10 protein-coding genes are annotated in these 12249 nt (G+C 41.1%); 5 read left to right on the top strand and 5 right to left on the bottom strand.

Annotated features, from left to right (window positions below; translation table 11 throughout):
- Genes KJA62_RS00925 through KJA62_RS00915 form a run of 3 tightly spaced genes read left to right on the top strand, consistent with a single transcriptional unit; the run spans position 1 to position 3783 of the window.
- Positions 1–540, top strand: a complete 540-nt coding sequence (locus tag KJA62_RS00925; protein WP_213318176.1) for a SycD/LcrH family type III secretion system chaperone — start codon at positions 1–3, stop codon at positions 538–540.
- Positions 541–548: 8 nt separating this feature from the next.
- Complete coding sequence (locus KJA62_RS00920) at positions 549–2153, top strand: hypothetical protein (RefSeq protein WP_213318175.1); 1605 nt, start codon at positions 549–551, stop codon at positions 2151–2153.
- A 46-nt stretch (positions 2154–2199) separates the two neighbouring features.
- A complete protein-coding gene (locus KJA62_RS00915) occupies positions 2200–3783 on the top strand; it encodes a hypothetical protein (RefSeq protein ID WP_213318174.1) in 1584 nt (527 codons plus the stop codon).
- On the opposite strand, the gene KJA62_RS00910 is transcribed toward KJA62_RS00915, so the two are convergent.
- From KJA62_RS00910 to KJA62_RS00895, 4 genes are all read right to left on the bottom strand, one after another.
- Positions 3784–4476: an SAM-dependent methyltransferase gene (locus tag KJA62_RS00910; protein ID WP_246481872.1), complete on the bottom strand. Its 693-nt coding sequence runs from the start codon at positions 4474–4476 to the stop codon at positions 3784–3786.
- A gap of 22 nt (positions 4477–4498) precedes the next feature.
- A complete protein-coding gene (ispH, locus tag KJA62_RS00905) occupies positions 4499–5449 on the bottom strand; it encodes a 4-hydroxy-3-methylbut-2-enyl diphosphate reductase (protein WP_213318173.1) in 951 nt (316 codons plus the stop codon).
- Positions 5450–5482: 33 nt separating this feature from the next.
- On the bottom strand, positions 5483–7327 hold the full coding sequence (locus tag KJA62_RS00900) for a protease-like activity factor CPAF (RefSeq protein ID WP_213318172.1): 1845 nt from the start codon (positions 7325–7327) through the stop codon (positions 5483–5485).
- A gap of 70 nt (positions 7328–7397) precedes the next feature.
- Positions 7398–8657 carry an NhaD family Na+:H+ antiporter gene (locus KJA62_RS00895; protein ID WP_213318171.1) on the bottom strand — a complete coding sequence of 420 codons (1260 nt, stop codon included), beginning with the start codon at positions 8655–8657 and terminating at the stop codon, positions 7398–7400.
- Between the two features lie 190 nt (positions 8658–8847).
- Between KJA62_RS00895 and KJA62_RS00890 the strand changes: the two genes are divergently transcribed.
- Both KJA62_RS00890 and KJA62_RS00885 read left to right on the top strand, forming a co-directional pair.
- Positions 8848–9057, top strand: coding sequence for a hypothetical protein (locus tag KJA62_RS00890; protein ID WP_213318170.1), 210 nt, complete (start codon positions 8848–8850; stop codon positions 9055–9057).
- A 70-nt stretch (positions 9058–9127) separates the two neighbouring features.
- Positions 9128–10828 (top strand): SulP family inorganic anion transporter, encoded by a 1701-nt coding sequence (locus KJA62_RS00885; RefSeq protein ID WP_213318169.1) that lies wholly within the window; start codon positions 9128–9130, stop codon positions 10826–10828.
- Positions 10829–10850: 22 nt separating this feature from the next.
- Here the strand turns inward: KJA62_RS00885 and fumC are convergent, their stop codons facing one another.
- Positions 10851–12233 (bottom strand): class II fumarate hydratase, encoded by a 1383-nt coding sequence (fumC, locus tag KJA62_RS00880; protein WP_213318168.1) that lies wholly within the window; start codon positions 12231–12233, stop codon positions 10851–10853.
- Between the last annotated feature and the right edge of the window lie 16 nt (positions 12234–12249).

Genomic DNA, 12249 nt, shown 5'->3' with positions numbered 1-12249 from the left:
ATGAAAGCTCTTTCTCTCTTGTTGGAAAGGATCTCTCAACAAACAAAAGAGGTCTTCCCGTTCCCTGATAATCTGGAAGAATATCTCCAGGACTTTTTCCCTGACCCTACCGTAGGTTTAGACACATATCAAAAAATATTTAATGTCTCCGACGAAGAGCTCGAGTTGATTTATAAAGAAGCTTACCAGGCGTATTTGGATCGCAATTACCCCGAAAGCACTCTAACTTTTAGATGGCTAATCTTTTTTAATCCCTTCATATCTAAGTTTTGGTTTTCTTTGGGTGCTTCTCTGCAAATGGAAAAGAATTTTGAGAAAGCTATCCATGCTTATGCCGTTACAGCTATTTTCAGAAATAAAGATCCCTATCCTCATTACTATGCTCACATATGTTACAAACTACTCAACGTAGAACCAGAGGCTACTAAAGCTTTAAATATGGCTTGGATCCGAGCTACTACCCCGAGGTACAGAGAGCTAAGAGAGGAAATTTTAGCCATTAAGCGTTCTTCAGAATCTTCCAAAAATGAACTTTGGTAGGAGAAATTATGTCTTCATGGCTGTCGCAAAGTTGTGATATTATCCTTTCTCAGAAAAACTATCCTAGTGCATGCGAGACAAATCTCGAGGCTGAGCCCACTCGCCACTCCTTTTCTTTAAAACCAAAGGAAAGTCAAAATATCTCCCATACCTTTTCAAAGGTTTTTGAAAAAAATGTTCCTAAACAAACCTCAGGAAAACCCCTAGAGTTAATGAAAGATTTGATCATCAAGGTTTGTTCCAAGAAAGAAGCTATTCTCCATTTTGGATTTTCTGAAAAATCCCTCTCTTTGCCACAACAGACTTATACACGATCCTCCTTATGGAATCTTTTCACTCAATCGCCAAAACAAGAATCCGATAAACTATTTCAGGACCTTCATTCTCAGGATCTATTTCCAGAAGGCTATCATTCTGAAGATTTGTCGGCTTCCGTAGACAAAATAGAAAAGACAGCAACAAGTTGTTCCACACAAAAATCCTTTGAAGAAAGAATCTTTCAACCCTGGCAAACACTTCCATCAAAAGATTCCTCAGAGGAATCTCCTCTACCAACTAAGAAAGAAGACCTTTTAGCCGAGAAGACTTCGTTTTCTCAAGAGAAGGACCCCTATATAAAAGAATCTAAGATAGGCAAGCCGTCGTCATTTTTGGCTAAAGACTTTGAAAAGGACGAACATTCAGATCAACAAAAAGAAGAGCAACAGAAAGAATTCACAGAAAAGGTCAAAAAAAAATCTGCTTCTTCACAAAAAATTTCTGAAAACGCATCAATTTTTAAAAATAAAAACAAAAAAGTCAAAAAACCCTTAGCTCCGGAATTAGTTGTCCCCGTCATACCTTTGCCTTCTGTGGGAATATTCACTTTAAGCTACCTCCTTACCAAACAAGGGATCCTTTGTGATTACACCTCCTACGGAGCCTACAAGGACAACATAGAAACTACTCAGAAAGAGCTCGAACTCACTCATGAACAACGTATAAAAGAATTGAAAAATAATTTAGATAAGGAAAACACTGCAAAGCGATGGGGAACTCTTGCTACTTTGGTTGAATGGGTCATGCCGTGGCTTTCCATTGGTCTATCTGTTCTATCTATATCTTCAGGAGAAAGCGTCTTCGCTACTTTAACGCTTTTTTCTGGACTGATAACGTTAACCTTAGCGTTGATGGACTCTATGAACGCTTGGGAAAAATTAGAACGGTTTCTACCGGGATCCAACCAAGAAAAAAAACGGAAAATCATTAGGATAGCTTACTTCTCTATTCTCATATCTAATTGCTTCTTGTCTTTTGCCACTGTGAAGTTTCATAGGTTGGAAATGTCTTCAGTGATTAATGGACTGATGCTTGGAGTAGCACCAGCTTTTGAATCCGCTTCTGCCGTGATACGTTCTGGAGCTATATGGACCCGATCTATGGTTATAGCTGCAAAGGGATCCTTAGTTTCTCTTGAAAATCTCATTGACCAATTAAACCAAGAAAGAGATGATACTTACCAGTCAGTTGAGGAGCTGGTCGAAAATATACAGGAACAGTTCGAGGCTATTTCTCGAATACTCTCTCTCGAGCAGGAATTGAACGCTTCTCATCTCAGTCTTATGAGAAGTTAAATTTGTTTCTCGGAAAGAGTCTTTAAAAGCCCAACCTGGAGCTGTTATGTCTACGCCCACGCCTGGTTTTTCTGGTTCATCTGATGCGCTTGTGAGCCCGGAATTACAACAAACAGCGGTCGAATCAGAGGAAGCATCAAGTGATTCTTCTGCCGGAGAGTCGTCTGTTGTAACTTCGAAAATACTTCCTCTTTCTAATTCTCAGATGGCTCTATTACGTGGGGTTTCAGATTCTTGTGCTGCAGCAGTAAGTTGCCTTGCGGAAACTTTCAGCAGCACAAAACTTTCTGACTCTCCAGGAAATCCTGCGGAAACTCTCTCAGCAAAATTAGGAATTAATTTCTCCAGCAGTTCAGGATCGCAGTCTTCATCAGATCCATTCCTCAAATCAGGAAATCCCTTCCGAGACATTTCTAAAAGCGCTCAAAGAACACAGTCTGCCCAGGATCAGCTTGTGAGTTCGACAGGTAAAGCTGCTCTCTCCCTAAGCACTTCTCAACAATCTTCTCAGAAAGGGCTTTTATCCAATAAGCCTTGCACACTGACAATTTTCCTCCCGGGAGAGCAAGGAGGCGACGGCGCTAATCAACTCCCAGGAAGAATGTCCTTATCTCCCAAGACCTTCGCTTTCACAGCATTTTCTAAAGAAATTAAAGAAACTAAAGACCAAAGTAAGGTTAAGTTGCAAGAACACAAAGAATCTATACTGACAAACTCCCAAAAAGAGGGCATGCTGTGCTCTCCAATGGAAATGTTTCACAAATCCTTGGAAGAAAACAGATTGCATGCAAAAGACTCAACAGCTGATACTAGAGACGACAAGCAAGATCAGCAACAGAGACAACAAAAACATTCTGATTCTCAATCGGATCAAGAAGAAAATTTGGAATCTTCTGAAAGATCCCTTACTGAGAACAAAAATGTCAGTAGCATAGAATCTCAAAGACAAGCTAAGCCCCATGACATTCTGTCTCAAAACGAGGCAACAGGCGACATCCCATCAACGACTATATCAGTTTTTCCTAAATCAGTTACGCAGTTTATTGAATCAGAGTCTTTATGCTCTCCAATTGCAGGCCACCGCATTACCCGTTTAGATATCCTTGTTCTATGTGCAGAAATAATGAAGCTTTTGCTTAAAAGCAGGCACAATGATTCCATAGAACGTATAGAATCTAGAAAAAGATTAATGGAAAAAGCGCAAAAAATGGTGGATAGTTTTCTATACCAAGCAAAAGTCAATAAATGGCTTTCGATAGGATCTGCAACTCTCGGAGTTTTTGGTGCCTCCTCCCCCTTAATAGGAGAATGTGCTGGAGAGGGCATTATTGGTATTCTTAGAAATGTTTCTACTAAGTTTAACGACACTCAATCTAAAACGTTTTTTGAAGGCTTTGGTAAAACTCTGACCTCTCTATCCCAATTGATGGATACCTCTTCTAAAATTTATGAGCTAAAGTCTACTGCAGATAGAACTTTGCATGAACAATACAAAGATCTTCTGCGAATGGAAACTGAAGAGCAAACTCGTACAATAGAAGAAATAAAAGAAAACTGGCGAAATATGGAAAACTTCCTATTGCAACTCTTGCAAACAGAACACGAAGCTACCAGATCTATTTACCAGTAATCACTTTCGAACATTCTTGAATACCTCAGTTTTTCCCCAAGGAAAGGAAACTTTGATGAATTTTTCAACAAAAAACAATTCCTTTCCTTCAAGAAAATCTGTCAAAGGGTAGCTCACGGATATTACGCAGGCACTCTCTGGCAAGCTTTTTAGGGCTCTGATAAGTTTTCGTATAGTTTGTGGAGAAAAAGACGTTCCGTAGAAATATACACAAGAATAATCGACAAAAGACTGGCTTGTAAAATCTCCAAGTAAATATCTCAGTCTACCTCCACAAAATAGTTTGGAAGAAATGAGCTGTCCTACTTTTCTCGCAAAAGACAGAAAACTCTCTTCCCTGTCAATCCCGGTGACTCTTTTACACCCAACAACTTGAGAAAACCAAAAGCAAACTTTACCTAGTCCTGATCCAAGATCCGCAATAGAGTCCTTTGAAGAGATTCCGAATTCCTTACATATTTTGTCCAATGCTCGCCAGGGAGTTTCTCCATAAAATTCTCCTCTACGCAGAACAGACCCAGCAGACCTTTTGTTCAACTTTGTATAGGGGTTATAAAAGAAAGAATAGAAAAGAACAATCAGGTCGTAAAAAAACAAAGAAGGACGCGACCAATACAAAGAGGAACAAAGCGCTACCTTATCCACGGCCGACCTAAGAAAAAACCCTAAGAAATTCCTTACTTGCAGCAACACTTGGTACCTTTAATAGCATCCACTATAAAGAACTTCCAACAGAAAACTTACTCAGCTCTCTAGGAAGTCCAAAACTCACGTTCTCCTGAATAAATACATCCTCTTCTATTTCGAATCCCGGATTTAACTTTAAAAGTTCCTTCACACATTCCTGGACAATTTTTTCAGGAGTGGATGCACCAGAAGTCACCACTATGTCTCCTCCATGACTCACCATATCTAGAGATATTTCTTTAGGATCATTGACGAAAGCTGCCGCAACCCCTCGTCTAACCGCGAGCTCATACAATCTGGTAGAATTCGAACTTGTTCTATCTCCGATAATGATGGCAAACCTAACCCTAGGCAAAACAGACCGCAAAGCCTGCTGACGGTTTGTCGTAGCATAGCAAACGGAAGAACTTGGCAACGTGATTATGCTGGGAAACCTTTCTACTAATCTCTTTGTGATAGAAGCAACATCATCTAGACTCAAAGTAGTTTGAGTAATGTAGAATAAAGAATCCGCATCGGAGAAGGTCAAATTATTAACATCATCAACTGTTTCGACAACAAAAACACTGTCTGAAGCCTCCCCTTTAATTCCGATTACCTCAACATGATTTCTGTGACCTACCAAAACGATCTTGTAACCCTTGGACGCATACTGTTTGACAGCTGAATGCACCTTGGTCACTAAAGAACAAGTGGCATCTATGGTGAGCAAAGACCGCGCCGCAGCCTCTTCTCTGACAGAAGGAGGAACTCCGTGAGCAGAAAAAATAACCTTCTCCCCCTCAGGAACTTCTGACAAATCCTCCACAAAAACCACACCCTGCTCCCTAAGAGAAGAGACAACATGCGCGTTATGCACAATTTCATGCTTCACGTAGATAGGAGCTCCCCACTTTTCCAGGGCGACCCTCACCGTATCCACAGCTCGAACAACCCCAGAACAAAACCCCCTTGGGTTACACAAGATAACTCTAGGCATACAAAAACTTACTAAAACAACCTTGAAGAGGACCTAAGCCCCCAGTCTCCCATCTTCCATGGGCTCTTCGGACGGAGATCCCCCTAGATTAGACCGGCCCTCCCCTTTTTGTGTCAATAAGTCTTTCGCTAAAGATAATACGGAGTTTATGTAGTCAGTGAATCTGCCTGTTTGTAAATCCTTTTCTGTAAAACCCAAATCAATTTGCGGAGCTACTCCCACATTTTCTATGAAAGACCCATCACCCCGGACAGCTAAAGAACCGGTTAGAGAGCATCTTCTTATACCACTTCTGTTAGGGAAAGTAACCTCACAAACAAATCCACCAGCACCCGCAGTGGTTTTCCCCACAAGCAAAGCCCTTTCATTATCTTTCAGCAAGGCTGCAAATAAATCTGCACAAGAGTAATTATCCTCGTTAATCAGAGCTATAATAGGCTTTCCATAATTTACCCTGGGGTGAGGATGTATTTTGTCAAAACCTAAAAGTGCTATAGGGGATGTTAAATCGTATCGGCCACTTTGCCACTCAGATAGCACTGACCGCGAATAAGATCTCATAGCCTCCGCTCCGCGAACATCTATGCAAAAACCTTCCATGTCCTCACCCAAAGCAACTCTAGCTTGTTCATCTGTGTAGACGTCCTCTAGTAGCTCTAACCAGCCAGAGGCAGCGCTCACATCCTCCTGAGTTAAAATAAGCCGGTGCATCGGCGTATTCAAAGGACGATCTGTGAGCATCGAAACCAACCCGTAAAGGTAAAAAACACTACCTCCAGGGTTATTCATTTGATCTATAATAAGAAGATCTGTTTCAGCATCCATCTTGGATACTATTGCTTCAAAATTCTTCCAGGGTTCATCTTTGCCATCTTCTGGAACGAGGTCTGTCCAAAGGTAGGTGCCGATACGAATATAACCAACCTTGCGATCTTGTCCCTGGTTATCTGTTAGCCCAAAAATATAAGCCCTAAACGGACCCTCACCATCAGCCTGCCAAACAGGAATTCCTAAATTTGGTAAAAACCCATTTTTATCACCTAAACTGAAACTGCTAGAACGATCTGCTATCTTGTTTTGTGCCTTTAACTCTTCCAAGAAGTAAGGCACCATCTTGGTTCCAAAGACCGTAGCCCTCTTATTTTCACCCCTCCCCTCTGGAAAGACGGAGGATTTTATAGAAACCTCCTTAGGAGCTAAAGGGTAAACAAAAGAAAAATCGACTACGTTCTCTGGAGAGTATCTCCACCTCTCCATCAACACTCTCGTTATGCCGCTAACCCTACGAACCTTAATTGTTACTAAACCTTTAGGCACTTGCTGACCTAGCGCAGCGCTCCTGAAAGTTATCTCTCTCACCGCCGCAGCATAATCCGCTAGACTCCCCCTTCCCTTTCTTAAAGACTCTATAACCTGCAGGATAGGAATTCCCTCTATTTCAATAATCTCATCACCCACTTGAAGGTTAGTGATAGCCTTAGAAACACTGACAACGAAACACCTACCTGTGTCAGATATTTTTAACTCAAAAGGCAAATAAGCTTTTTCCGAACTGTAGAACGTGACACCAGCGTGGTAATCATTCAAGGATTCTAAAAATTCTGCAAATACTGACTGGCAATATCTTGTAGTCAGATTCTCTTGAAGAGCAATTTTTACCTTACAGCGATTAACCTCTCTCTCTAAATTCCAATCGAATAAGAACTTTTTCCACGGCAAAGGCGCATACTTAGTTTCTATAAGGTGTTCCAGAAATAACAAGTCAGAGCGAGCGTTTTCTCGAACCCTATCCTTTGTAGCGAATCCATCGGCATGCACTGAAGCCGTACTACAAAGAAGAGCTACCAAGAGCGCGGTGGAAAAGTTTTTCAGTTTCATTCTACTCTACCTCCTAAAAAGAAACGGGGAGAGATCTTATATTATCTTATGATTTTGTTCGACGCTTAGGTTAAATAATATAAAAAATTTTTTCTAAAATAAAATAGGTGAAAACTCCCCCAAAGTAACTAAGCAATGCTATCCAAGATACTTTCTTAAGGTACCAAAGAAAATCCACCTTCTCTAATCCCATAAAGGCAACTCCCGCAGCAGAACCTATCAATAAAATGCTTCCTCCTGTTCCAGCCGTGTAAGCTATCAGGTGCCATAAGGAATCATCTAGAGGTTCAGTGTACATGTTGATCGTCGCTGCAACCAAAGGAACGTTATCTAGGACACTAGATATTAAACCGATGACAACAGCAACAATTCTTCTCGGAAAAAAACTATCCAGATGTGTTGAAAAGGCATTTAAAATACCTGCATAAGATAAAGCCCCAACAGCGAGAAGAATACCTATGAAGAACGTGATAGAGGAAATGTCTATTTTCGTTAGAATGTGAGGTACTCTCAGGTGATTTCTATCGTCATGAGGATGATGCAACCAGTCACTAACAAGCCAAACCAATCCCAATCCCATTAGAGCACCCAAAAACGGAGGTAATCCCAAAGAAGATTTCCAGACCGGTACCATCAACAAGGAAAATAACCCTACGCAAATAATAACGGCTCCACCAGGTGCCTGAGATTTTTTTTCTTCCTCTAACGACACCACACTGCCTGTTTGTTTCCTCATCGTCAGAAGCGTCAAGCAGCCAGCTATCAGTACACAAACAACACTAGGCACAAATAAAGAGCTAATAATTCCCCAGGTTGAGACTTTTTCGTGAATCCAGAGCATGGTTGTAGTGACGTCACCCAGAGGAGTCCACGCTCCACCAGCGTTCACAGAAATTACACAGACAGCGCCTAGCATCAATCGATCTTCTCTGGACTTCACTAATCTTTTCAAGATAGATACTATCACTATGATAGAAGTCAAATTATCTAGAGCTGCGGAAAGAAAAAATGACAGGACAATGAGAACCCAAAGAAGCGCTGTTCTAGACTGTATGTAGCAAAACTGAGTTATAAGAGAGAATCCCTTGTGAGCATCTATCAGTTCTACGATGGCCATAGCCGAAAAAAGGAAAAAAATAACTTGAGCTGTTTCTGAAAGCTGCACAGCCAAAGCTGCTTCGTTGGACTGGTTCATATGGGCAAAACAGACAAGCCACATCAGCCCCCCCATCACGAGGGCCACTGCAGACTTACTAACCCTAACCACATTCTCAAAAACAATGGCTAAGTACCCAAATAAAAAAAGAACACCTAATTGAAAAACCAGCATAAACTATCCTCAACTAAAATTTCCCTATTTGACCCTAACCCAAAAACAACAAGTCACACAAAATCAGCAGGGCACGCATCTGTGTATCCTAGAAAAATGCCCAATCACCATCCCCCTAGCCCAAAGCTAAAAACACTTGACATACATCAGGAAGAGTCTTGAATCAAGCTCTTTAAAGCAAGACCCAAACTTGAAAAGCTCCCTTCAGAAGGAACAGGCGATAGGATACGCCAGCTATGCGTTAAGCTCAAGAAACAATTCTGCCGTTCAAACACAACCGAAGCGATTTTCTGGCCTCCAACTAGTGGAAGGACAGTCAAATCTTTGTCTTCCCGTACAAGAACAAAAATCCAATACCTGGAACCTTGAGATAAAAATCACAAATTCTAAAATTCATTAACGAACAGATTGACAAAGATACCTTTTAAAACAAACAATAATGGGAAACGTTTGATCCAGTGGGTTGCTGAATGTCTTGGTCTGTAAAAAGTTTTGTACCTAAACTGTATACTTGCTTAAGACAAGATTATAATCTCGGAGCCTTAAAAAAAGACATCTTATCAGGCATCACCGTCGGCATCCTGGCTTTTCCGTTTGCTATTGCTGTGTCCATTGGGGTAGGGGTCTCCCCATTACAAGGTATCCATTCGGCTATAGTAGGTGGTTTTTTAGCCTCTTTTTTTGGCGGAAGCAGAGTTTTGGTTTCTGGCCCCACAAGTGCTTTTATTACTATCCTCTATGGAATCTCTGCCAGATATGGCGTAGAAACTCTTTTTATTGTTACCTTTCTTGCTGGTCTTCTGCTTGTAGGGTTTGGATTAATGGGGCTAGGAACCTTTATTAAATACATGCCTTATCCAGTCGTTACAGGACTCACTACAGGACTGTCTGTCATTATTTTCTCCTCTCAAATCAAAGATTTTTTGGGACTTCAAATGGGAGATTCTATTCCCGCAGATTTTGTTGGAAAATGGATTGCTTACTGGGATTTCCGGTGGACCTGGGATCCAAAATCTCTAGCCGTAGGTTTTTTCTCATTAATCATTATGATTTACTTTAGGAATTATAAACCCCGTTACCCCGGAGTTATGATTGCCATCGTTATATCCACAGTCGTTGTTTGGCTATTAAAAATAGACATTCCTACAGTAGGCAGCCGCTACGGGTCTATTCCGGCATCCTTCCCTACCCCTTCGTGGCCTCACCTAAGCATTACCAGAATCCTGCAAATAATGCCTGATGCTCTAACTTTGGCCGTCTTGGCAGGTATAGAAACTCTCCTGTCAGCAGTAGTTGCTGATGGGATGACGGGATGGAGACATCAATCTAATTGTCAATTAGTAGCTCAGGGTATTGCCAACATGGGAACTTCCTTGTTTTCCGGGCTACCCGTTACAGGTTCTTTGGCAAGGACTACTGCCAACGTCAAATCCGGAGCTACGACTCCAGTAGCAGGCATTGTACATTCCGTGTTTATTTGTGTCATTTTGTTGGTCCTTTGGCCATTGACTACAAAAATACCCTTAACATGCCTTGCTTCCGTGTTAATACTTATAGCGTGGAATATGAGTGATATTCATCACTTTATCCATCTGTTTACTGCCCCTAAAAAAGACGTTATTGTCCTGCTGGCAGTGTTTATCCTAACGGTAATGACGACTATTACTGCAGCTGTACAAGTTGGTATGATGTTAGCAGCGTTTCTGTTCATGAAACAAATGAGCGACTTATCGGATGCCATATCAACAGCAAACTATTTTGATGACGATACTCAGTCAAAAGAAGATACTAAAGTTTTGAAATCTGAGGTCCCGCCAAACACAGAAATTTATGAAATTAACGGTCCCTTCTTCTTTGGGATAGCTGATAGATTAAAAAATCTCCTGAACGAGGTAGCTTCTCCCCCCAAGATCTTCATATTGTGTATGACAAGAGTACCAACAATAGATGTTTCGGCCATGCATGCTCTAGAAGAATTTTATTTAGAATGTGACCGACAAGGCACTCTACTGCTTCTGGCAGGAGTTAAACGAACACCTCTCAGCGATTTAAAGCGTTACCACTTAGATGAGTTAATAGGTGAAGATCATATTTTCTCCAGTCTCAAGGGGGCCCTTTTGTTTGCTAACGCACTCACAAAATTGGAAAATAAAACTGCTATCCGCGACTAGCTGAAAGTGTTAAAGCAACTTATTAATGGTCGCCTACCATGTTGGCTGGGTTAACATGCTTATCAAATTCTTCTTCCGAAATAAATCCTAGGGATGTTGCGGCTTCTCTAAGAGTCAGATTTTCATGAAGGGCCTTGAGCGCTATCTTTGAGCATTTGTCATAACCTATTACGGGAGATAACGCTGTTACAATCATCAGAGATCTCTCCGTGTATTCTTTAATCTTCATTTCGTTCACACGAAGGCCTAAAATAAAGTTATCAGCGAAAGATCGCATCGCTCCTGAGAGTAAGGATACAGATCTTAGGAAATTGTAAATAATAACAGGCTTCATCACATTCAACTCAAAGTTACCTCTACTCCCTCCATAAACTACAGATTGCGTGTAACCAAAAATTTGAGTGCAGACCATTAAGATAGCTTCACATTGAGTAGGATTGATTTTTCCTGGCATGATGGAAGACCCTGGTTCATTTTCAGGGAAAAATAATTCCCCCAAACCACATCGAGGTCCTGATCCTAAGAAACTCAAATCCGTAGCAATTTTAGTCAATGAGCAAGCTAGAGAGGATAGACAAGACTGAGCAAAAACTAGCGAATCATGGCAAGATAAAGCAGAAAATGTATTAGAAGCTGCACAAAAAGGCTCTCCGGTTTCCTGTCTTAGATATTCAAGAAACTTCTCCACAAACCCAGGAGGAACGTTTAACCCAGTGCCAACCGCAGTCGCTCCTATGGCAAGTTCGTGCAAGTGTGTGAAGGAAAACCCTATTCTTTCAACATTCTTTTTCAATTGATCTAAATAACCCGAAAACTCCTGCCCCAAAGTCATAGGGACAGCATCCATGAGGTGTGTTCTACCTATTTTAACATGTTTATGAAACTCTTTAGACTTTTCGGTTATGACGGAAATAATACGCTCCAGCGAGGGAATCAGTTGATATTTTAATTCTCGAACTGCCGCTATATGCATGGCGGTAGGGAAGACATCATTGGACGACTGAGAACAATTCACATGATCGTTAGGGTGAACTGGATCTTTGGAACCCACAATCCCTCCAGAACGCTTAATAGCTAAATTTGCTATTACTTCATTAACATTCATGTTTGATTGTGTACCACTTCCTGTTTGCCATACTCTTAAAGGAAAGTGTTCAAAAAAGTTTCCTGTTAAAATTTCTTCAGAAGCAGCAACTATCCTTTCAGAAGTTTTCTTCTCCAGGAGACCCAGATCAGCGTTGGCCTTAGCTGCACATTTTTTTATCAAAACCAGCGCCCTAATAACAGGTTCGGGCATCTTTTCTTCACCCCAAGAAAAAAATTGTAGAGATCTTTGTGTTTGTGCGCCATAATACACGTTCTCTGGAACTTCCACGGTTCCTAAACTGTCGAACTCTTGCCGCATGTTTCTTTCTTCCTGG

This window comes from Chlamydiifrater volucris (assembly GCF_902806995.1).
GTDB lineage: Bacteria > Chlamydiota > Chlamydiia > Chlamydiales > Chlamydiaceae > Chlamydiifrater > Chlamydiifrater volucris.
This window is presented reverse-complemented; position numbering and strand designations above follow the sequence as displayed.